We start from the raw sequence: 21,539 nt of genomic DNA on the forward strand, positions 1-21,539 counted from the left end.
AGCAATTTATCAATGTACAAATTTGTTAAAGGTATTTTAGACGGTGACGCAGACCAAGAAAAAGAATATAAAGAGCTTATGGGGAAATACTCGAAAATTATCTACTATAGTGGTGAACTTGGAGCAATTTTTAACGTTACATTTGCTGAAAAAGATGGATGAAAGTTTGCTACGAGTAAAGCGAAAATGGGAATGAGATAAAGGGAGGATATATATAATGAAACGCACAACAGAATTTGGATTAGGACTTATCGGTGGGATTTTCGGTATTTTATGCGCATTGATTGCGTTATTTATTGGTGGGCTTGGTTCCGTTTTAGCTGCTGATGGGGCGAATACGCTTATCGGTTTAGGTGGGGAAGTGTTCTTCTCTCTATATTAGGAATTTGTGAATCTTTTGTAGTGAAGAGTAGAGCCAAGCTTGGTGGTGCTATGATGACAATCGCTGCAGTTGGCAGATTGATTTGTATTTCTTTCTTTTATATTTTACCTGTAGTTCTACTATTAATCGGTGGGTTAATGGGGATTTTTCGCAAAGAGAAAATGGTAGCGTCTGTATAAATCAATATACTAAAAATAGCCGACTGTTTACTATATAATAGTCGGCTATTTTTATATGGAGAAGTTATTAGGTTTAATACGTGAATTTTTGATTTGCTCTTGTAAATGTTTATTAACTGGCGGAACCCTTTGAATATGTTTCTTATTTTTCCATAAAGAAGGATTTTCGCTCTGTAGTAATCCATTGCTCCAAATTATCTTGGCTACGTTGGACAAGTCGATTCACTAACACATCATGCCATACATAATCCTCTAATAGGTATATATGAACGGGGTCATCTGTATAAAAAGCAATATTACGCTCCTCAAGTGATGGTCCATAAATCATCTCTTTAGAATCTATCGATAAAATAAACCAATGTTCTGTAGACAGGGTTTCTGTATAAGGTGTTATACGATGGGCTTCTAGATTTTTAATGGGATTTTCAACATGCAGGGTAATACCTTGTACTGTAACTTTATCAGCTACCTCAGATAGTTCCTCTTTTAACGCTTCATACATCTCATCCCACATTGAAATGACAATACGTTTTTGGGCTTTTTTTATTAATGCCTGACAGTAGCTAATTATTGTTTTATTGTCTTTTAAAGTAATCACTCGATTATCTGTTTTTTCCTCGAAAGTTTCTAGTTTTTTTAATGAATCACTGATTCCTTCATAAGTAGACTGCCATTCTGATTGCGCCTTTTGTAAAAAGATTTCAACAGGTAGAGGTGAATAGCGAGTGGTGTCATTTATTTCTTCTTTCATGACAATTCCTTTTTCTACAAGGTTACCCAAAATCTCATAAATTCGCGCTCTTGGGATACCTGAATCCTTACTTACTTGGTAGGCTGTAACAGGCCCCTGTTTAACAAGAGATACATAAGATTTAGCTTCATATTCATTAAAACCAATTTTTTTAAGCTGTTGCACTATGTAGTCCACTTTTTTCTTCCTCCGATGTTTGCTTTTATATTTCAACGTTACAATAACTGTTTACATTTAGCAAATTATTAGTTACTATTCGAATAGTGACTAAAGGGGAGGTTAATAGTATGGATTTTTATTTAGACCCATCAGTATTAATTATTTTGCTTGCTTTTGGATTTTTAGCTGCATTTATTGATTCAGTTGTAGGTGGTGGAGGACTCATTGCCTTACCCGCTTTATTATTTACAGGACTGAATCCAGCAAGTGCAGTAGCTACGAATAAACTAGCGTCGACAATGGGGTGTGCAACTAGTAATATTGTGTTTTATCGTTCTGGTAATCTTGATTTGAAATCGGCGTTTAAATTATTTCCACTCACTTTCATAGGTTCCATAATAGGGGCATGGATCGTTCATTTAATGAACCCAGAAGTACTGAAGCCATTGATGCTGATCATGCTTGGTGCGGTTGCTATTTATACGATATTCAAAAAGGATTGGGGTAGTATTTCCACTCATAAAAAATTGTCTGGTCGACACGTCATTATCTTTACTTTTTTTGTTTTTTCTATTGGTTTTTATGATGGATTTCTAGGTCCTGGCACAGGTTCGTTTTTAATGTTTTCTCTTTTATTTATTGGGTATGATTTTTTAAAAGCAGCAGGTAATGCGAAGCTTCTTAATTTAGGAAGTAATGTTGGTGCATTGTTGATGTTTATGTATGTAGGGCAAGTAAACTATGTGTATGGTTTTATAATGGGGATTGCTCAAATTGCTGGAGGGATTGTTGGCTCCAAATTTGCTATAAAAAAAGGAAGCGGGTATGTTCGTGCTCTTTTCATTACAGTAACTTGTTTATTGTTGGCGAAAAATCTGTATGACTATATTCAGTAAGTAATTTTGAACATCTTCACTTCAAAGAACGTAGAAAAGGTCAAATATGAAGGCTACATAAAATATAAGAAGATACTAGGGGCAAATTTCTTTTAACATTTTTTAGATGCTACCTTATTCGAAGATAGCATCTAAAAAAGTCTCATTTAAAAGAAAATCTAAGTGAAGAGAATGAAAATAATATAAACTCATATTTTTCTGGGGTATGTTTATTGATCATAGTGAAATGTTTACTCTATATTCTTCTTATAATTAGGCCTCAACAAACTCTTAAAATCCACCTCAGCAATCAACACGCTTAACAGTATAAGCGTCGCCCCTAAGTACCCTTTACCTGTGAGCGTTTCGCCTGTGAAGAAGAAGGCAAAGCCTGCTGAAAAGACAGGTTCTAATGAAAAGATAAGACCTGTATGTGTGGGCGTCGTGTATTGCTGGGCGATAACTTGCACAATGAATGCGACTGCGGTGCAAAATATGCTTAAGGCTAAGATGATTAGCCATGAGTCGATAGTGCCAGGAAGTTTTGGGGTTTCCATAACTAATGAAAAAATAAGACTAAATAGGCCGACAAAACCAAGTTGTACTACCCCAAGTGCAATTGAATTTACATGTTTTGTTACGTTTCCAGTAATGATGACGTGAATCGCATAAAATAAGGCAGACAGTATGCAAAATATATCGCCGTTACCGATTTTGAATTCGCTAGTTAATGTTAATAAGCCGATTCCTATTATCGTTAACACAATTCCTAATATAACTTTCTTTTCAGGAATGTGTTTTAAAAATATAGCTGATAATATCGGAATGAAAATGACTGTGAGACACAGTAAGAAACCGGCATTAGACACGCTTGTATACTTTGTACCGAAAGTCGCGAAAATATAGACGATAAATAAAACGGAAGCTAGTATAAAAGAATATTTTACAGTTTTAAAATCAATTTTGAATAAGTGTTTGTAAAATATTAAACCTGATAAAAGAAAGGCAATAATAAATCGTAATGCGATTAAATTATATTCTTCTATGCCATCAAGTCCAAGCTTTGTAAGTAGGATGGATGCACCCCAAAAAAATGTAACTAGTAGTAGCATTAAATCAGCTTTTAATTGAATTTTCATTTCTATTCCCTCATTATGTATAATTTGTAATATCCCTATCTCCATTGTTTATTTTAATATTAATTCTGAATATTTGGAACAAAAATTTATCGACGCTTTTTTCTCCATTCAATTATTGAAAGTTCGGATTTGAAGAAGATAGGTATGTGAGTTTCTAAAGTGAATAGAAATAATGAAAAAAGAACCCAATTTCTCTATTTGATATGGAGAAGTTGGGTTTTTTCGTTTTGGAATAATTATGAGAAATTTTTTAGATATTTCTCATATATTCATCATGTTTCTTTCATGCTCTTCTCACGTCCAAGTTTTACACTCATATGTATCAAAGGTAAAGGGAGGTAATACATTTTTTACTTATCTCAAAACGAATGATAGATGGTGGTGAACAGATGAAAAAGAATAAGCGTAAAAAATTGCGTTGGTTAAAATGGGTTTTGATCCTTCCGTTACTTCTGGCATTACTATTGTTTGGATTACATAGTATGAAGTTTGAAAGGTGGGACCATGAGAAGCATAAGCAAGCGGCGTATACTGTTTCTCACGATAAAGAAAGGGAAGCTTTCGTTACACAAAAAGAAAAGTTTAATAACTTTGAGCGAAATCAGCATCATGAAAAACACCATGAAAAAGAGTTTGAAGGTTTATTCTTTATACCATTCCTGTTAGCGTTTGGATTTGTTCTTTTCGGCTGGTTCATGATTCGTAAGTCTGAAGGGAATACGGTTAAAAAATGGACAGGCATATTGCTCCTAGTTATTGGTTTATTACCAGTCCTTCCGATGATTGCATTTGTTGCAACGATTGTTTGGGCATATAAAAAATTAAAAGAAAAAAGAATGGCAACTGATATAGATGTATACAGCGACTTTCAAGTACAAAAACAAGTAGATATTTTAGATCAATGGGAACGCAATATTCGTAAGGAGGAGAAGTAGTAATGGGTATTTTAAAACGTATTAAAAATATTGTAGTGGCGGATGTGCATCAAACGTTAGATAAGATAGAAAAACCTGTTAGCATGTTAAAGCAATATCTTCGTGAAACAGAACAGCAAATTACGAAGGCTGAAAAAGCACTTTCTCACCAATATTATTTAGAAAAGAAATATGAAGCATTAATTTCAGAAACGGATGCTCTTATTGCGAAGAGAACTCGCCAAGCTGAGCTTGCAGTATCACGCGAAGAAGATCAAATGGCGCAGTTAGCCCTACAAGAAAAAATTGTGAATGAGAAAAAAGCGGAGCTATATCGCAAGCAGTACGAAATAACAAAAGAGCAAACAGCGACGCTTTATGAACAAATTGACAAATTGCAAAAGAAATATGGAGAGTTGCAATATAAAGAACTAGTTCTTGTTTCGCGGTTAAATGCAGCACAAGCGATAAAAGAGAGCAACAGAGCGATTGATTCGTTCCATACAGAAAGTACAGCGAAAGGCTTTGCACGCATTGAATCGTATGTGCAAAAGTTAGAAGCAGAAACAGCTGCTAGTAACTATTTTTATAATTTGAAGTCTCCTAATCAACAAGAAGTGTTAGATCAAAATTTGCAAGAAGAAGTACAGCGGGAGTTAGAGAAGTTAAAAGAGAATAAATAGTATGCAAAAAAGCCCATTTTCATATGGGCTTTTTTTATTGATGAAGTTATTCCTTTTCAAACTGAAAAATATTCCGATTAATGAGTTGATGGAAGTGCCTATCCATTTCTGCCGCAGAAACTTTTCTTTCGTTTTGAAACCACCACGCACTTAATGAGGTGATTACTCCTGAATAAAATTCCGTTATTAAATCATTTGGCATCGTATGATTTTTACAAAGGCGATTTAGCGCTTCTGTTTCTTGTTTTCTTGTTTCGTGGCTTAAATAATACATGCGGCTATTGAATTGTTCATCAGACATTTGCGCCTCAAATATTTTACAGATTTCTTCATGATGCAGGAATTGTTCCATCACTTGAAATGGTTTACTTAATCGATCTAACAGCGGTATTTCAGCAATTATTTCGCCATAGCGTTTAAATCCAAATGCTAATAAAGCATCTTTGTCTTCAAAATGTTTATAAAAGGTTGTTCGGTGTACCATCGCGCGATCGCATATTTGGTTAATGGTGATAGAACTATATTTCTGCTTTGATTGCGTCATTAATTCAAATAAGGAATTCCATAGTAATTTATGTGTACGTCTAATACGTAAATCAAGTTGTTTTTCATTATCGTTCATCTACAATTCTCCTTTTTTGTAGATTAAATATACAATGGCTGAAAATTGATTCTCCCTTTTTAATCTACATATGTATATTATATTACATGTGTTCCAGTTTATATAAAGCATTTTAAGTGAAAAACAGGAGGAGAATCAATACATGAATATGACAACTAAGAGCCCTGCAAGTGGCAAAGTTGATACTTCTAATATGAAACATACCCCCATTTTAATTGCATTACTTTTAGGGGCAATGGTTGCATTATTAAACGAAACATTACTTGGTAATGCGTTAACGGTATTAATGAAAGAATTTGACGTAACGGCTTCAACCATTCAATGGCTTTCTACAGCATACATGTTAGTTGTTGGTGTTTTAGTACCGATTACAGCGTTACTTCAGCAATGGATCACAACGAGACAAATGTTTTTGATCGCGATGGTAACGTTTTTAGTTGGTACATTAATTGCTGGATTCGCACCGACATTTGCCGTTTTGTTAGTCGGGCGTATCGTCCAAGCAGTAGCGACTGGGTTAATTTCACCGTTATTAATGAATACGATTTTAATCATTTGTCCGCCTGAAAAACGTGGTGCGACAATGGGGTTAATCGCACTTGTGATGATGTCAGCTCCAGCAATTGGTCCTACATTATCTGGAGTAATCGTTGATTCACTAAATTGGCGCTGGTTATTTTACATTGTTATTCCTATCGTGATCATTTCAATTATGATTGGAATGAAATACATTAAAAATGTTTCAGAGTTAACAAGGCCAAAAGTAGATTATCCATCAATTCTTTTATCAACATTAGGATTTGGCGGAATTGTGTATAGCTTTAGCGCATCAGGTGATTTAGGATGGTCGGATGCGAAAGTGTATGGTGCTTTAATTGTTGGGCTTATATCACTATGTATTTTTATCGTGCGACAATTAAAAATCGATAATCCAATTTTAGAACTACGTGCATTTAAAGTTCCGATGTTTACATTATCAGTTGGATTAATCGTCATTGTTATGATGTCGTTATTTTCAACGATGACTTTATTACCGATGTTTTTGCAAACAGTTTTACTCGTTACAGCCTTTAAATCAGGACTAATAATGCTTCCAGGAAGTATTATTAGCGCCATAATGGGGCCAATCGCAGGTAAACTATTTGATAAATTTAGCCCGAAAGTTGTTATCGTTCCCGGCATTGTGTTAGTAGGGATTGCAATGTTCTTATTTAAAGGCATTACTCCTGACACATCAATGGTACAAATTATTGTCATGCATAGCGTATTAATGGTTGGACTCATGTTCGTAATGACAGCACAAACATACGGTTTAAATCAATTAACACCAGATCTATATCCGCACGGAACAGCACTGTTTAATACGTTACAGCAAGTAGCTGGCGCAATTGGTACGGCTATCTTTATATCGAAAATGTCTTCAGGAACAACTAAGTATATGGAAAGCTCCGCAAATCCAATGGACCCAGTAGAGAAGTTAAACGGTTTAACATCCGGCTTCCAAGGTGCATTTACACTAGGGTTAATCTTTATCGTTATTGCTTTTATCGTATCGTTGTTCTTAAAAGAAGAGAAAGAGGGAGTAAAGGCAGCGGGGGTTTTACAGAAAGAGAATTAAGAAGTTGTAGGTTCATGTAAAAATACATCTTCACGAGTGGGAGATGTATTTTTATTGGTACTGTGTTTAAAAAGGAGCCGTCACCTAGTCAAAAAAATCGACTTATGGGACAGCTCCTTTTAAGTTTTAGAAACTAAAGATGCCTCAATGATGTATCGATCTGGAGCATCGCCGATGTAGTTGAAAGGATAACATGTTGTTAAGGTTAATGTAGGTTCGTTTGTTTCTACAATAACAGTCCGATCTTCCGCGTCTGTTATCCAATGTTTGTTAATACTGTATGTGTATGTTTTATTTTCATATTCTACAATCAGTTGGTCATTTTCTTTTAGCTGATCTAGGTCGGTAAATACAGTATCTCGATGGCCACTTAAAACGGTATGGCCATTTCCAGATGGTGCAGTCGTTAATTCACTTACAAACATGCCCACACCTTTTTTTAGTACTTTATCGTCAGCTCCCCAATATATGGAGTATTTCTTTTGTATTTTAGGAATGATTAAATATGCTACTTTTTGCCCTAATTGATGATTTACTTCTGAAGACGGAATTTGCACAATTTCTTCATGGTTTTGAGGAGTTTCTATTTTAGCGTCATTGTCTTCAGGAGGTGCTGTGATTGGTGTTTGAGTTTCGTATTTCTTTATTTCACTAGATGCTAAAGATTCCGCTGAACTTCTAGCACTATACCATTCTATAAAACAATAAGAAAAAATCGAAATTCCAATTATAAATAAACATAAGCCTATCCATTGGTTTATTTTCATTTCCATCACTCCATTTTAAAAGGACAGGAGAATCCTGTCCTTTAAAGGAATTATTTTACGCGTTTGTTTTTTTACGACGGAACATTAATACAGATCCAATTGCAGCTAAACCTAAGCTTGCTAACATCATCGTAACACCATTTGAAGCTGTGTTTGGCAATTTTTCGCCTTGTTTTTTGTTTTCTTGTTTCACAGCTGTATTTGTGTCTTTCTTTGTTTCTTTTGCAGTTGTTTGAGTTTTAGTTTGTTCTTGCTTTTTGTTTTCTTGTTTAGCAGGTTCCTGTTTAGTATTCTCTTGTTTAGCAGGTTCTTGCTTAGTATTTTCTTGTTTAGTTTGTTCTTGTGGTTTGTTTTCTTCTTGTTTAGTAGTTTGTTTACTAGCTATAAATTGGTCATAATCCCCTTTTTTTACTTCACAAGGTAAACCATCGTTGTCACGATCTAAATCATGAGGATCATTTGTTGCGCTATATCCATTGCTATGCCAGAACTCCATAACTTCTTGTTTGTTGTTGAAGTGACCGCAGTTCTTATCGTTTGGATTTTTTGCTGCAAATGCAGAAGAACTGTACCCCACAGTTAAAAGTGTGAACGCTGTTGCTGAAACTAATAATTTTTTCATGAATTTCTCCCTTTTCCCAATATTATGTAGTACATTGAAATATTTTACATTCTAATATTCGAAAATACAATAGAAAAAAATAAGAAATGTAAGATTTTTTAAAAATATATATTTTTGTAACGTCATACGGTAACAATTGTCTCTAAACGTAAAATTTCTCGAAAATGTCTTCAGGAACAACTAAGTATATGGAAAGCTCCACAAATCCAATGGACCCAGTAGAGAAGTTAAACGGTTTAACATCGGGATTCCAAGGTGCATTTACACTTGGATTAATCTTTATTGTTGTTGCTTTTATCGTATCGCTATTTTTAAAAGAAGAGAAAAAGGGAGTAGAAGCAGCGGGGGTTTTACAGAACGAAAATTAAGGTTCATAGTAAAAAGACATCTTTACGAGATGTCTTTTTACATTTCTTTCGTAATATCATACTGCAATAATTGCCGCTGATCATAAAACTTTTCGAAAATAATACCCATTACGTAGAAGAACAATAGACCAAAGCAAATGTGAATGAGCGTAAAGGTAGCTCCGAATGAAGAAAATTCATACACCATAATTGGTAATTTCGCAGTTGTCCAAACGCCTAAGAAAAATACGATGTACCTAATGCTTGCGCCTTTTTTTAATAGTAGTGCTGCAATCGGAAAGGCAACATAGAGGGGACCAGCTGCAATTCCGCCTAATAATAGAGAAAATAAGATGCCATATATGCCGGACTTTTCTCCCATGTATTTCATTAGCGTTTCTTTCTTCACCCACTGATCAAGTAACCCTACAAATACTAGGACAGGGGGGAGTAGAAACAACATATCTAAAATGCTATTCCCCGTTAATTGTAATGCGCTCCATCCTAAAGATTGGTTTATAAAAGTTAATAAGAGGAGCCCAAACAGTAATATGAAAAAGAAGCGATATCTTTTTAGTTCCTTCATACCATCACCACCCAAATGATATATGAGAATAGGAGTGACATGAGTAATGCAGATGCATTACGAGCATAAGCAAAGCTTCGTCCGAATATCTTTTGTTCCATTGGCAAGGTTGTCATTCCTACTGACATTAATGTAGACATGAGTGCCGCAACTTGAGGAAGACCTGCGCCGTGCTGTATTAACGTATTACCAAGTGGGAACACGACAAAGCTTGGGATAAGTGCCACAGATCCGAGTAATGCTGAATAAATAATACCTAGAAATCCAGACTGTTCTCCAATGATGGAAGAGATGAAGGACGGTGTTAATATAGAAAGCGATAGTCCAACGAAAAGCATAATGGAGAGCATGGCAGGGAGGAGGTTTCTAAATATTTTCCATGATTTTAATAGGGCAGCTTTCGTTTTAGTCCGATCCTTCATAAAAGAAATCCCCGTAAGAACAATGGCCAAAGTGTAAAGGATAGCGCCATTAATCATGATAAGATTCCTTTAAGTCTTTATATTTGTCTAAGAAAAATGATAAGTTTTTCATTTTTTCCTCAATATCCATTTGAAAATCTGCTAATTGTTCTTTTCCGGCTGTAGTAATTTTGTACATCTTTCTCGGCTTATCTGGAACGGATGTACTTACATAAGATTCAATAGCACCTTCGTTTTCTAATTTCTTCAGCGTGCGGTAAAGGATGGCACTATCAATTGGGTTGACCGGAAGTTCTTCTTCACATTTCTGAAGTAGCTGCCCGCCATAGTTATCACCTTCTGCTAAAAATAACAAAAGAAATGCACCTGTGTGTCTTCCTGTATGTTTCATGAATATACCTCCTAGAGTGAATTGGAATATATACTGTTAATGACAGTATACTGTTGTTAACAGTATATGGTGCATGAAGTGCTATGTCAATTTTAAAATGTGCAATTCAAATGTTACTGATTAGAAATGGTGATCCCTATTCTAATCTTGTTAAATAACAAAATAAAAGCCTACTGTTTTCTTGTGACAGTGGCTTTCATAGTTGGTAAACCACTATATTGCGTTTTGATAATATTTTTGGAATTTAGGAAAAAATCAACGTTTCTCGCGACACAAACTTTGGGACCATCCATGCAGTATGTACCAGCAGCAGTATGCTTGTTAAATGCAAAATAATTGTAAACCATAAAGTAAGAATATAGAGTGTTTTCTACTACAATGGATAAAACTATATTATCCATTTAACTTAAAGGAAGGCGAGATGAGTTTATGAAGAAAACAGTTTGGTTATTATGTTTTTGTTTTTTTATTGCCTGTTTGACTTTTAAAAGTCCTGTAACTTACGCTAAAGAAGGATAGGAGTTTACATTTATCGTAGATTAACCAGCACTTTTGCATTTTTTAAAAGTAACTTCACAAGAATATACGAATGCTATGAAAAAAGGGGTAACTTTAGCCACGTTTGCATCTAGAAGAGGAATAAGTGAATCGAAATTAATTCATTATTTCGCAATTCAACAACAAAAACAAATGGATTTGGCATTAAAAAAGGGGCAAATCGATCAGGAAATGTACGAAAGCTTACTAATTGATATGAATCACGGGATTTCTAAAGCTATAAACTATAACCCTCAGGCCTTTAAATAAAATATATTTCGGGTATTAAGTGGGTATAATTTATGTCAACACATCATCAGAAACTATAGAACAACATTCAAACTACTAAAAAGATGTGTCTCTGTATTGTTAAAGCCCCTTCAAATCTCTTCAGATTTGAAGGGGCTTTTAGTTCATGTTCTATTACTACACAGACTCCAATGACCAATAGAAAAGCTGTTTTTTCTAGCCTTTTTAAAAGATTTTAACTTAATTTTTTAATATTTAGTGCTGCGCCACTTTCAACTAGATTACAAAGAGCTAGAGAACGTCCAAAAAGACTTGTATTTCTTAATGAAAAAGTTGAGTTAGCTGGTACTCTTAAAATAGCTGTTCCTGAAAATTGGTCACATGCTTCTCCGGTATTAGTTATTGTACCAAAAGATGTTTGGAAATTAGGAACTGGCACTCCGTTCAGGATAGCAGTTACTTGTTGTTCTGAACCTGTGCTTGTTATATTAGCGGTTGTAATTACATAGTTAATTTCATAATCTCCAGCTACTGGAATGGATATCGTAGTAGGAAGAAGTAGAACAATTCCTCCTGCGCTAGCTACACTTTGATTGTTAAATGGAATGTTCTCTCCATTAGGTACCGTAACAAATGTATTTTGCCAGAAGTTACGATAAGCTGGTAAAAAAGCTAGAGTCGGGGGAACAGCAGGTGGAAGAGCAGGCAAAATCCCATGACAGCAGCATCCCTTCGATTTTGAAAAATATGAGTTCAAAATGATTCACCCCCTTTTTTGAAAATTAATATAATTATTTATATTCAAATCAATTCACTTATCTTGTATACTTGTCCATGCTTGTCTAATAAAAATTAACGCATTATCCGAAAGAAGTCGCCTTCCTCAAATGTGTGAAGGACGATAATCCAACGGTAGGTGGGAGATGAACAAAACCCCCACTGATTAAAGTTTCACTTTATGTATAATAGAAATAGAAAAAAGTTCTTTTGATTAATAGGGTAAAGCTTTTCGTAAAGATATAGTTTTTTTGAATGTTATAAGGCCCTTCATACAGGCTATTTACCTATATGGAGAAATTTTCAAAAACGATTTTTATTAAGAAATACATATATTGGATTAGTACACAGAGTGCCCGTCTTCGTGTACTTTTTTATTGTGAATAAGGAGAATGTGTTCCTGGAGCGTCTAAAGAGAATGGCTATATTCGTATTTTGACCAGTTATCGTGTGAAAACGACCGATTATCGAAAATCCATTTACAGTAACTTAAATAGCTTTTATATTTAGAGCGAGCGAAAGGGAAGTGGTGAAGTGAAGTTTGAAGTGTCGATTGACCCATCTTATAAAGAACCGAAAATTATCATTCTTACAGATAAAATGACAGATGAGATATCTGATATTATGAAACGGCTGTCAGAGGTTTTGTAGTTAACATCCCTCACTTATCAATAGTCAAAAATGAATAGAATTCTCGTTTTGGGGTTGATCTAAAACCTTAGCTTGATGGGCATGTGGCGGTCTCATATATGTTAGCCCTATATTGAGAAATAAAAAAAAGACACTCTCAAGAGTGCCTCTTATTAGCAGCCGATTCCGCCGCCCCAACAGCTAGCTCCAACGATGATTAATAAAATAAAGAGCACAACAAGTAAGGCGAATCCACCGCCAAAACCACAGCCTCCACCACAACTACCACCATAGCCCATATTAACTCCTCCTTCCATAAAGTCCATATATTAATGGATTTATTTCACTTTATGTTTTTACGGATAAACTTGAGCAGGTCCTTTTGAAAAATAAAAGTACTCGGTATTTTAAGAGAGTTGACGACCTTATTTTTGTCACGAGTATTACGCTTATTACATATGGTATTTTATTCTGTGTATTGGGGGAAAGGAGATCGTTATGGCTAATTCTGAGATGATATTACGTTTACTTACGGATTTAAAGATTGAACAGCAAGCATTAAGAGAGCAGTTGGAGAAAATGCAAACAGCTTTGAGTATTCTTGAAGAAAAACCAACTACTCCTGAAGAAAAACCAGCTGTTACAAAGCAACGCGGACATTCTGGGTTTCCAACATCTTTTCGTGATTGGAGAGCATCTTCTCAAAAGAATTAAGGAATCCTGTTATAGTAAGTTATACAAAGTCACAAATGAAAAAGTACAGTCTACTGTAGTTAATACAGAGGCTGTACTTTTTGTTATGTTAGTATAAGGTGTGATAGGCGGTTTGTATTTTCTTTGACTATTCCACCTTTAACTCGATCCCTTTATCCAACATATCTCCATTAATTTTCAAAGTTAATCCTTGCGTCTTTTTCGGTACATCGAATACAATGTTCCCTTCCAAATTTTCACTAGGATTAAGAACACCAAATTTAAATGTAGCGGTATTTGCAGCTTTAAGTACTAATTGAGATTCATTAGAAATGTGATATTCTCTTCCGGTACCGTCAATTAATTTAAAGTTGTTGCTATTTAGTGTAATGGGTTCCTCGTGACCATTATGTACTCTGACGTCTAATACTTTAAATACACCTTGTGCTTTAACTTCTCCATTACCTATAACATCTAATGAATCGACAGAGCCTATTGATATGTATACACCAGAAGAATCTTCATGGGTGGGAAGTTCTTTTTGAGGCTCCTTGTTGCTAAGTTCATCATTTTTTGTTTCTTGAGAAGTCTCCTGTTCGTTTTTCGTGTTCCTGCTAGATGTATCATGTGAACTGCAAGCTGATAATCCAAATAAGAATGTGCTACATAATAATGATGTTACTAACTTTTTGTTCATAGTTTGTTCCTCTAAAATAGAAGTACTTTTATGGGTGCCATAATGATTTGATAAATCTATATTTTTCTTTATATGTATTAAATGGTGCATCTTATTATATTAGTTTTGGAATTAAAAGGAAACTCGATGTAAATAAAAAAGACACTGTGAAGTGTCTTTTTTATTTAAGTTATGCGCATTACTTAATAAGACGTTAGTTACTCATCCTGAACATGAGTAACTATGTAGGGTGATTTAATTATAACATTTTAACCAGTAATGGGTCTATATGGAATTTGTTTGATGATTATGTTTGGTTATTCAAAATTACAAATATAAAAAAGCACCGATGTTTGGAATGATGAATCGATTTGCAGCCGCGATACTCGGTGCGATTATTATGTATGAAATTGAACACCATGATTTCATGTGGACATTTGCAGCTGGAATTATGGGTGGGTACTTCTTGATTATTATTAATTTAGGATATTAAAGCATGAGAGATGTGAAGAAATAAAGTGCTGTGTAAATAACTAATTTGGATGACTTGAATGTATAAACCTAAAAACTTTCCTTTATAGAGAGCTTTTTATTACAAAGAAAAGACACCCATATAAGAGTGTCTTTTCCAATAGTTTTTTAGCAGAAGCAAGAAGCTCCAACAATGATCAATAAAATAAACAATACAACTAATAAAGCAAAGCCGCCGCCACAACTACTACAACTACCACCAAATCCCATAATAGCTCCTCCTTTAATAAGAGGGGAAAACAAGGGTACACTCATGTATTTTAACGGATTCAAATTACTTTATGTTTTTTACGCAATAATTGAGCAGGTCCTTTTGAAAATAAAGAAAAGACACCCTAAGGTGCCTTTCTCCGACTTGAACCATCTTAATTTTAATAATATTGGACTCCCGTCCGAATATTATTTTACCATGTTAAGTTGTTTTTGGAAATATGCTATATCGATAATTACAATACACGGTTTAGTTTTTGAATTATTTATTTGTTTAAAAGTTGAAATTAATAAGAACCCCATAAATGATAAACCATTCCACTAACAAAAAACACTAATCCTAAAAACAAAACAATTAAAGCAAGTACTCCATTTTGATTATGTTCCATAAAATTAGCTCCTTTTAGATTTATTTTTATATACAAAAAAGCCTTTAGTCGTAATTATGGCTAAAGGCTTTGAGCATTATACTTGTCACTTTATAAAATCTTATGAGAAGAATTTATAATGTTTTTTTATCAAATTTGAAACTGAAAATGTACTAGCTTGATAATGAAGCCTGGCTATTAGAATTGAAAAATTTTAGTTTTATTATAATTAATAGGAATGAAAGTAGTGTGAATATAAATCCGCTCCAAATAAGCTGGTGAATACCTAGGTTTGAAATGGACCAGCCTCCAATAGTTGTTCCTAGAGTAATTCCGAGATTTGAGAACGAAACGAATAGACTATTACCAAATTCAGGTGCTTCTTTTGCTTCGCTTATTAACCATGTTTGGCCAACAATTAATCCACCAGCATGTACGATTCCCCAAATGAATACGATAAAAATCATTGGAACAAGGTAGGAACCTAAATAATAAACCAATATGTAAACAACAGAATATAGAATAGGGAATGATATTACAGTGTTTATTATGCTTTTTTGTAGGAGACTACCAAATAAATGATTACCTAAAATCATAACTATACCAAATATGAATAGCATGATACTGATGAGAGATCCATTCATGGAAGTTACTTTTGCAAGGTACTCGGCGAAGTAGCTGTATACGGAAAACATGGCTGCAAAAAGGAATGTGACGGTTAAAATATTTAACCATAATCCAGGTTTGCCGAGTATACGAATTTGTTTGCCGAAAGACATTTTTTCTTTAACAGGCATAGAAGGAAGTAGGATTAGTATTCCAATGAATGCAAGTGTGTTAACAAGCGCTCCAAATAAGAAAGCAATTTCGAGTGAAAATTGGTCTGCAAGGTAAGAGGTTAGTGGTACACCTAAAGCAAAGCCAACAGTAATTCCCATGAAAACTTTTGTAACTGCTTGACCGCTCTTTTCTGGAGGGACAAGTTTAGCAGCTGTTACAAGAGCGATTGAAAAGAAGAGTGGATGAAGCGCTGCCGGTAAAATACGAAAAATAAGCATGATTTCAAATTGTGTTGTATAAGCGTAGATTATATTTGAAATAACAAATATGAAAATTGCTGTTAATAAAATTATTTTGCGATTAATACTAGAGACGAGCAGAATTAAAAACGGACCAGAAATAGCAACAACTAGTGCAAATATACTCACTAAAAATCCAGCTTGTGTAGTTGAAATTCCGAATTTTTGAGTGATTTGTGGTAATACGCCGACAATACCCATCTCGGTAGTAATAATTCCGAACACACCTACTGCGAGTGTCAGAATAAGTAAAGGGTTTACTCTTTTCATTTATAAAACTCTCCATTCGTATCAGTATTTTGAAAGTAAATTCATTAACAAAGAAGCATTATTACAAGTATGATTGGATGCCAATATTATCAGGACTATGTAATTTGAAATACAATAACAGATATCTAAATAACTAGATATGATATGTTAAAAAATTTTCTCCTTTCCATGTTTCTTGCTTTTATAGGTAGTGCAATTTTATAAAAAAGTAATTGGATACCTGTAAAAAAGCAGAATGTGTGAAAGCTAATAATCAATTGATATGCAAATTGATTATTAGCTTTCATTTTATAATTCGTTTTGGACGTATTCAGAAAACTCTCGTATTGTTTTTTCATTTCGGCGATAGTATGTCCATTTTCCAATTCGGTCAGATTCTAGTAGTCCTGCCTTTTTCATAGTTAATAAATAACTAGAAATAACCGATTGAGCTAAGCCAGTTTTAAGCTGGATATCTCCTACACATACTCCAACTTGAAAGTTAAGGCCTTGTTCTAGATAAGGCTTTTCATCGAAATGGTTTTCTGGATTTTTCAACCATGATAAAATTTGACATCTTGTTTCATTTGACAATGCTTTATAAATTAATAAAGGTTCCATAAGGATATTATATCTACTTTTATAGATTTGTAAATGGGGTTTGGTGATTTTGAGGGAAGAAGGTATATGTGATCCCCTTAAATAGGAAGGAGGTGCTCTGGATCTATACCCTTATGAAGTCTAATTTAAAGGTGATTTGATTATGTACCAATAGGCTTTACTCTATTGAGATTGTGAAGTTACCTTATTAAACTAACGGGTGATTTTTTGGAGGGAAATATTGGGGATGTAGATTTTTTAAAACAAGTAGTAAAAAGACTTTGCGACTAATAAAATAATAAGGTTTACTTCAGTAAAATAAGGTATAGTATATTTGTTGAATAGATTCTCTTTAAAGACAAGAAAAGTAGGTGAACAAAGTGGGAAAATATCAATTGGATTACAAAGGTCAGGCAGCTGTGGCAAAGTTTCATGAAAAACAGACGCCTGCCAAATTTGATAAAAAGCAGCAACTTGAAAAATTGCGTGCGGAGTATTTGAAAAAGAAGCAAAAACAAACAGATAAATAATATGTTACGTTTTTCTCGATTTTCTGTATATGGTGCAAACACAAGAAAATAGGTAAGTTATTCATCGTTCAAATATATACAGGCTATTTTTTCAAACCTCTTACTTATGCAACTAACGCATGCGTTAGTTCATTAAGAATAGCTAAAGAAGTCGATTCCTTGAGATGGAAATCGGCTTTTTTAATAAGTGACATTTCCTTAGTGTCAGGAAAATGCGGATTTACAACGTTAAGGAGTTTACAATATTAAAAAGTCCAATTTCTCGGTATTAAGAAATTGGACTTTTTTCGTTACTTCGGAAAGGCGCCCTTTTATTGAATAAGAATTTTCTTTAAATCGCAGCGTGAATGCTGTGTTATATGACGTACCCGATTTCTTCGAGTTACTTTACACTGCTTTTCTGTTTCAATTTTCACTTCAGTAATGTATATTTCATTAAAGGCTTTTTATAAAACATCACTTACTTATTTGTTACCGAGTTGTTCCGCCAAACCGATTAGAAGTCCTTCGGTTCCACGAATGTAGCAGAGACGATACGAGTCCTCGTACTGAACAACTTCGCCAACGAGCTGAGCACCATACTTAGTAATAAGTCTGGATACCATTTCGTCAATGTCTTCAACGGTGAACATGACGCGTAGATAACCGAGGGCGTTTACAGGAGCAGTCCGGTGATCTGCTATAGTAGGTGGGGTGAGAAATCGCGAAAGTTCAATTCGGCTGTGGCCATCTGGGGTAACCATCACAGCAATCTCTACGCACTGAGAACCGAGTCCCGTTACATGGCCAGCCCATTCACCTTCGACAGTGGCTCGCCCTTCGAGGTTCAAGCCAATCTCCTCGAAGAAAGAGATTGCGTCATCAAGGGATTCTACAACGATGCCGACATTGTCCATTCTTAGTAATTTGTTTTTTGCCATAGTTTTATCTCCTTATGTGTAAAAATTTATTATCTGATCAACTTCATAATTATTCTGGTACAAATTCCTTCCAAACAAAAAACACTTTGTCGCAATTCATGATAACAAAGAGAAGTCATAGTATAGGAAAATGTGAAATTGGGTTTTCGGGTATGTCATATAGCATCTTGTTAACGAACAACACTTCGTAAACCCTCTACTATTGGAATATTCGCGAACCTTATTTCGTGAATGCCATCATGTTCAAATAGTTTCAAAAATTCGATACCGTAGTTGCTATACGATAAAACAACTTCGACTTCCCCACAAAATATTCCTGCCCTGTACTCCATTAAATGGTCCTTTAAGGAATAAGGAATGATTATTTGTTCCCTTCCGATTTCGTTCAATTGCTGAAATTGCCTTGAAGGATTTTGCCTAGTCGAACTGACACGAATATAACCGATTTTCCGCAAAATATCACCTCGTTTTGAGACAAATCTTATGAGACAATCATAACTATGATTTTATATATGCTTCATCGGTTAAAGTACTACGAGGCTGTTTTTTATGTAGTTTGCTCACTTGTAGGTGTGATGTTAATTTATTATCCAGCTGTATTTGGAAGACCTGTAATCCTCCAATGAGGTGATTAAGATACTGTCAGATAATATAAATATAGCAAATTAGTTCATAAAACAACTGGAAAAGGTTATAATGGTGCATTTAATGTATGGCATTTCCGTAAAGATACAGGGCATCATTATGTGTTGTGCAAGGGTATAAAGTTCAATATGGGGCGTGCTTCTAAAAGCTATTAAGATAGGTAGGTGTAAATGTGTTACGTGTTCAATTATCTCAATACTTACTAAAAGAGTCTCAATCTGCTCTTCATCCAGATGGAAAACGAGTGTATATGTTAAATGATGAAGGGTTATCACCTTATCCTATCTATTTAAATCAACCTATTATGATGGGTGTGGGAACGAATTGGAATCAGCATAAAGGATTTGAAGAAATCATTAAAGGATTTATAGGCGTAATTAACAAATTCCCTATGTATATGTTATTTGAAACTTATTTGTGTAGGGACTTTATTGAAGGGTTTTTAGAAGAGAATAAATTCCCGTTTGAGCTGGTTTTTACTAATAAGAAAAGGGATACGAACTTTTTTAACGTGTTAATTACTAATAGTGATGATATAACTACACTTATGAAGTATTTCTTCCAATCAGCACAAGATTCCCTCTATACGGTATTAAGTTATTCAGCGGGCTGTAAGATTATCAGCAATAATACTGGGGAGATTGGATTAAAGGCTGATAGTTTCTATCCAAGCTTTTCATTTATGTATGATGCGCAAGAATTATTTGTTATTGGTGGGGAAGAAAAGTGGTCAGATATCCATTATATAAAAAGATTTTTCCATCTTGAGCAGATTAAAGATGAGCTAACTATTGATTTAAGAAAATGAATTTAATGATGATGGGTGTTTTAATTATATAAGTCTTGGATCTAAGGAATTAAAGTTAGTTGAGCAACTTTGTGTAGCGGAAGGATTATGTGTATGTCACACCACACTAAAGACCGAAAGTGATAAAGTGTTGTGTAAATAACTAATTTGGATGACTTGAATGTATAAACCTAAAAATTTTCCTTTATGGAGAGCTTTTTTATTACAAAGAAAAGACACCCATATAAGAGTGTCTTTTCCGATAGTTTTTTAGCAGAAGCAAGAAGCTCCAACAATGATCAATAAAATAAACAATACTACTAATAAAGCAAATCCTCCAGAAAAACCGCAGCTTCCGCCGCAACTACCACCAAATCCCATAATAGTTCCTCCTTTAATTAAGAGGGGAAAACAAGGGTACACTCATGTATTTTAACGGATTCAAATTACTTTATGTTTTTTACGCAAGAATGGAGCAGGTCCTTTTGAAAATAAAGAAAAGACATCCTAAGGTGCCCTCCTCCGACTGGATAACGACATTTCATGTATTGGAGTGTGGGAACTGGTGGATAAATTGCAAATTTGTTACCAACTACTCACTCCAACATCCGCCTTCAACCACTTCACCCAATCCAAATCTTCTACCTTAAGCAAACTGAGCGAAACACCTTTCATATCTAAAGAAGTTAACAGCGTACCGACCTTTACGAATGTAATCTGTAAGCCTTCCAGCTCACATAAACGGCGAATGTCGTTTGCGAAAATGTATTGTTCCATTAATGGTGTCGCACCTAGTCCATTAATGAGGATGGCGAAGTTGTCGCCTTTTCTCCAGCGATAAATGCTTTTTAGTTTATTCATAAGTTCGATCGCTAATATTTCAGAAGAAGATAGTGCTTCTTTACGGTAACCTTTTTCCCCGTGGATACCAACGCCGTAAAACACTTCATCATCATTTAATGTGAATGAAGCTTTTCCTTGTACTGGATCATTTGCAGGGGAAAGGGCAACGCCTAATGTATGTAAGTTTCGGGTGACAGAACGGCCAAGTGTTGTTAGTGCTTCTAAAGAGTGACCTTCAAGAGCGGCTGCACCTAATATTTTTTGAACGAAAACAGTGCCAGCAACGCCACGTCTTCTTTTATTAAAAGAAGCATCATCTTCAATTGAAACGTCGTCATTTACGATGATGTGGTCAATTTGTCTTCCTTCTTCTTTGGCGATTTGTTCTGCCGCTACAAAGTTTTCTACGTCATCTTTAAAGTTTTTAATGATGAATAAAATGCTTTTGTCCTTTGGCATAAGGCGAGTTGCCGCTGCAATTTGTTCGACTGTAGGTGGAGTGAAGATACTGCCGTTTACTGCCGCTGTAAGCATTCCTTTTCCTACATAACCTATATCAGCAGGTTCGTGTCCGCTACCACCGCCGCTTATAAGGACAACGTTTTGCTTCATTTTTTCGATATCTTTTACATAAATGATGTTATGTGTTTCGTCATAGTTTACTTTGTCGTTATGTTCAAAATAAAAGCCATGCAGCATATCTTGAACAATATTTTGTACATCATTCATAATCTTTTTCATTGCTTTTGCCACCCTTT

The 21,539-nt window shown here is 34.7% G+C and carries 26 protein-coding genes and 5 pseudogenes; 13 read left to right on the top strand and 18 right to left on the bottom strand.

Annotated features, from left to right (window positions below; genetic code table 11):
- Window positions 1-12: 12 nt before the first annotated feature.
- Window positions 13-162: a hypothetical protein gene (locus tag JTF23_RS12735; RefSeq protein ID WP_204208894.1), complete on the top strand. Its 150-nt coding sequence runs from the start codon at window positions 13-15 to the stop codon at window positions 160-162.
- Between the two features lie 55 nt (window positions 163-217).
- Window positions 218-561, top strand: a pseudogene (locus JTF23_RS12740) (DUF4064 domain-containing protein).
- A gap of 142 nt (window positions 562-703) precedes the next feature.
- On the opposite strand, the gene JTF23_RS12745 reads toward JTF23_RS12740, so the two are convergent.
- Entirely contained in the window at window positions 704-1,489 is a 786-nt protein-coding gene (locus JTF23_RS12745) for a TrmB family transcriptional regulator (protein ID WP_088098741.1), read from the bottom strand.
- Between the two features lie 110 nt (window positions 1,490-1,599).
- Between JTF23_RS12745 and JTF23_RS12750 the strand changes: the two genes are divergently transcribed.
- Window positions 1,600-2,367: a TSUP family transporter gene (locus tag JTF23_RS12750; protein ID WP_204208895.1), complete on the top strand. Its 768-nt coding sequence runs from the start codon at window positions 1,600-1,602 to the stop codon at window positions 2,365-2,367.
- Window positions 2,368-2,597: 230 nt separating this feature from the next.
- Here the strand turns inward: JTF23_RS12750 and JTF23_RS12755 are convergent, their stop codons facing one another.
- On the bottom strand, window positions 2,598-3,485 hold the full coding sequence (locus JTF23_RS12755; RefSeq protein WP_204208896.1) for a DMT family transporter: 888 nt from the start codon (window positions 3,483-3,485) through the stop codon (window positions 2,598-2,600).
- A gap of 389 nt (window positions 3,486-3,874) precedes the next feature.
- Here JTF23_RS12755 and JTF23_RS12760 point away from each other — a divergent pair, with 389 nt between their 5' ends.
- Together JTF23_RS12760 and JTF23_RS12765 are read left to right on the top strand one after the other, a co-directional pair.
- On the top strand, window positions 3,875-4,420 hold the full coding sequence (locus tag JTF23_RS12760; protein ID WP_088098747.1) for a hypothetical protein: 546 nt from the start codon (window positions 3,875-3,877) through the stop codon (window positions 4,418-4,420).
- Window positions 4,421-4,422: 2 nt separating this feature from the next.
- Complete coding sequence (locus JTF23_RS12765; protein WP_204208897.1) at window positions 4,423-5,082, top strand: PspA/IM30 family protein; 660 nt, start codon at window positions 4,423-4,425, stop codon at window positions 5,080-5,082.
- 46 nt (window positions 5,083-5,128) lie between these two features.
- On the opposite strand, the gene JTF23_RS12770 is transcribed toward JTF23_RS12765, so the two are convergent.
- Complete coding sequence (locus tag JTF23_RS12770) at window positions 5,129-5,704, bottom strand: TetR/AcrR family transcriptional regulator (RefSeq protein WP_204208898.1); 576 nt, start codon at window positions 5,702-5,704, stop codon at window positions 5,129-5,131.
- Between the two features lie 142 nt (window positions 5,705-5,846).
- Between JTF23_RS12770 and JTF23_RS12775 the strand changes: the two genes are divergently transcribed.
- A complete protein-coding gene (locus tag JTF23_RS12775; protein WP_204208899.1) occupies window positions 5,847-7,322 on the top strand; it encodes an MDR family MFS transporter in 1,476 nt (491 codons plus the stop codon).
- 119 nt (window positions 7,323-7,441) lie between these two features.
- Here the strand turns inward: JTF23_RS12775 and JTF23_RS12780 are convergent, their stop codons facing one another.
- A complete protein-coding gene (locus JTF23_RS12780) occupies window positions 7,442-8,089 on the bottom strand; it encodes a class D sortase (protein ID WP_204208900.1) in 648 nt (215 codons plus the stop codon).
- 55 nt (window positions 8,090-8,144) lie between these two features.
- Window positions 8,145-8,711 (bottom strand): excalibur calcium-binding domain-containing protein, encoded by a 567-nt coding sequence (locus JTF23_RS12785; RefSeq protein ID WP_204208901.1) that lies wholly within the window; start codon window positions 8,709-8,711, stop codon window positions 8,145-8,147.
- A 158-nt stretch (window positions 8,712-8,869) separates the two neighbouring features.
- On the opposite strand from JTF23_RS12785, the pseudogene JTF23_RS12790 reads away from it, so the two are divergent.
- A pseudogene (locus JTF23_RS12790) lies at window positions 8,870-9,079 on the top strand (MFS transporter); the annotation flags it as partial.
- A 37-nt stretch (window positions 9,080-9,116) separates the two neighbouring features.
- Here JTF23_RS12790 and JTF23_RS12795 read toward each other — a convergent pair.
- From JTF23_RS12795 to JTF23_RS12805, 3 genes are read right to left on the bottom strand one after another with little or no spacing between them, the layout of a single operon-like run.
- Window positions 9,117-9,644 (bottom strand): permease, encoded by a 528-nt coding sequence (locus tag JTF23_RS12795; RefSeq protein ID WP_002201551.1) that lies wholly within the window; start codon window positions 9,642-9,644, stop codon window positions 9,117-9,119.
- On the bottom strand, window positions 9,641-10,123 hold the full coding sequence (locus JTF23_RS12800) for a hypothetical protein (protein WP_002202938.1): 483 nt from the start codon (window positions 10,121-10,123) through the stop codon (window positions 9,641-9,643). The genes JTF23_RS12795 and JTF23_RS12800 overlap by 4 nt, the downstream gene beginning before the upstream one ends.
- On the bottom strand, window positions 10,116-10,457 hold the full coding sequence (locus JTF23_RS12805; RefSeq protein WP_002202937.1) for a PadR family transcriptional regulator: 342 nt from the start codon (window positions 10,455-10,457) through the stop codon (window positions 10,116-10,118). The genes JTF23_RS12800 and JTF23_RS12805 overlap by 8 nt, the downstream gene beginning before the upstream one ends.
- A 594-nt stretch (window positions 10,458-11,051) precedes the next feature.
- Between JTF23_RS12805 and JTF23_RS27775 the strand changes: the two genes are divergently transcribed.
- The gene (locus JTF23_RS27775; RefSeq protein ID WP_252188014.1) at window positions 11,052-11,264 is read left to right on the top strand and encodes a hypothetical protein; all 213 of its coding nucleotides are present in this window, start codon (window positions 11,052-11,054) and stop codon (window positions 11,262-11,264) included.
- Window positions 11,265-11,478: 214 nt separating this feature from the next.
- Here the strand turns inward: JTF23_RS27775 and JTF23_RS12815 are convergent, their stop codons facing one another.
- Together JTF23_RS12815 and JTF23_RS12825 are read right to left on the bottom strand one after the other, a co-directional pair.
- The gene (locus JTF23_RS12815) at window positions 11,479-12,000 is read right to left on the bottom strand and encodes a BclA C-terminal domain-containing protein (protein WP_204208902.1); all 522 of its coding nucleotides are present in this window, start codon (window positions 11,998-12,000) and stop codon (window positions 11,479-11,481) included.
- Window positions 12,001-12,823: 823 nt separating this feature from the next.
- The gene (locus JTF23_RS12825; RefSeq protein ID WP_000540378.1) at window positions 12,824-12,949 is read right to left on the bottom strand and encodes a YjcZ family sporulation protein; all 126 of its coding nucleotides are present in this window, start codon (window positions 12,947-12,949) and stop codon (window positions 12,824-12,826) included.
- A gap of 199 nt (window positions 12,950-13,148) precedes the next feature.
- On the opposite strand from JTF23_RS12825, the gene JTF23_RS12830 reads away from it, so the two are divergent.
- Complete coding sequence (locus tag JTF23_RS12830) at window positions 13,149-13,364, top strand: preprotein translocase (RefSeq protein WP_204208903.1); 216 nt, start codon at window positions 13,149-13,151, stop codon at window positions 13,362-13,364.
- Between the two features lie 127 nt (window positions 13,365-13,491).
- On the opposite strand, the gene JTF23_RS12835 is transcribed toward JTF23_RS12830, so the two are convergent.
- Entirely contained in the window at window positions 13,492-14,040 is a 549-nt protein-coding gene (locus tag JTF23_RS12835) for a DUF4352 domain-containing protein (RefSeq protein ID WP_204208904.1), read from the bottom strand.
- Between the two features lie 310 nt (window positions 14,041-14,350).
- Here JTF23_RS12835 and JTF23_RS12840 point away from each other — a divergent pair.
- A pseudogene (locus tag JTF23_RS12840) lies at window positions 14,351-14,512 on the top strand (ATP synthase subunit I); the annotation flags it as partial.
- A 146-nt stretch (window positions 14,513-14,658) separates the two neighbouring features.
- Here the strand turns inward: JTF23_RS12840 and JTF23_RS12845 are convergent.
- The 3 genes from JTF23_RS12845 to JTF23_RS12855 form a co-directional block, all read right to left on the bottom strand.
- Window positions 14,659-14,760 (bottom strand): YjcZ family sporulation protein, encoded by a 102-nt coding sequence (locus tag JTF23_RS12845; protein ID WP_000505688.1) that lies wholly within the window; start codon window positions 14,758-14,760, stop codon window positions 14,659-14,661.
- Window positions 14,761-15,301: 541 nt separating this feature from the next.
- Window positions 15,302-16,477: an MFS transporter gene (locus JTF23_RS12850; RefSeq protein ID WP_204208905.1), complete on the bottom strand. Its 1,176-nt coding sequence runs from the start codon at window positions 16,475-16,477 to the stop codon at window positions 15,302-15,304.
- Between the two features lie 288 nt (window positions 16,478-16,765).
- Window positions 16,766-17,077 carry an ArsR/SmtB family transcription factor gene (locus JTF23_RS12855; protein ID WP_002159054.1) on the bottom strand — a complete coding sequence of 104 codons (312 nt, stop codon included), beginning with the start codon at window positions 17,075-17,077 and terminating at the stop codon, window positions 16,766-16,768.
- Window positions 17,078-17,436: 359 nt separating this feature from the next.
- On the opposite strand from JTF23_RS12855, the gene JTF23_RS12860 reads away from it, so the two are divergent.
- Entirely contained in the window at window positions 17,437-17,586 is a 150-nt protein-coding gene (locus JTF23_RS12860) for a hypothetical protein (protein WP_002069316.1), read from the top strand.
- A gap of 464 nt (window positions 17,587-18,050) precedes the next feature.
- Here JTF23_RS12860 and JTF23_RS12865 read toward each other — a convergent pair whose 3' ends face one another.
- Both JTF23_RS12865 and JTF23_RS27780 read right to left on the bottom strand, forming a co-directional pair.
- Entirely contained in the window at window positions 18,051-18,506 is a 456-nt protein-coding gene (locus JTF23_RS12865) for a VOC family protein (RefSeq protein WP_002159053.1), read from the bottom strand.
- Window positions 18,507-18,868: 362 nt separating this feature from the next.
- Window positions 18,869-18,961: pseudogene (locus tag JTF23_RS27780) on the bottom strand (resolvase); the annotation flags it as partial.
- 78 nt (window positions 18,962-19,039) lie between these two features.
- Here JTF23_RS27780 and JTF23_RS27785 point away from each other — a divergent pair.
- Both JTF23_RS27785 and JTF23_RS12875 read left to right on the top strand, forming a co-directional pair.
- Window positions 19,040-19,132, top strand: a pseudogene (locus JTF23_RS27785) (VanZ family protein); the annotation flags it as partial.
- A 191-nt stretch (window positions 19,133-19,323) separates the two neighbouring features.
- Window positions 19,324-19,959 (top strand): hypothetical protein, encoded by a 636-nt coding sequence (locus tag JTF23_RS12875; RefSeq protein ID WP_204208906.1) that lies wholly within the window; start codon window positions 19,324-19,326, stop codon window positions 19,957-19,959.
- Window positions 19,960-20,208: 249 nt separating this feature from the next.
- Here JTF23_RS12875 and JTF23_RS12880 read toward each other — a convergent pair whose 3' ends face one another.
- Both JTF23_RS12880 and dhaQ read right to left on the bottom strand, forming a co-directional pair.
- Entirely contained in the window at window positions 20,209-20,319 is a 111-nt protein-coding gene (locus JTF23_RS12880) for a YjcZ family sporulation protein (RefSeq protein WP_000505686.1), read from the bottom strand.
- Between the two features lie 204 nt (window positions 20,320-20,523).
- Complete coding sequence (gene dhaQ / locus JTF23_RS12885; protein ID WP_204208907.1) at window positions 20,524-21,522, bottom strand: DhaKLM operon coactivator DhaQ; 999 nt, start codon at window positions 21,520-21,522, stop codon at window positions 20,524-20,526.
- Window positions 21,523-21,539 lie beyond the last annotated feature (17 nt).

The sequence above is a fragment of the Bacillus sp. RIT 809 genome, from assembly GCF_016892495.1.
In the GTDB taxonomy this organism is placed as follows: Bacteria; Bacillota; Bacilli; order Bacillales; family Bacillaceae_G; genus Bacillus_A; species Bacillus_A cereus_U.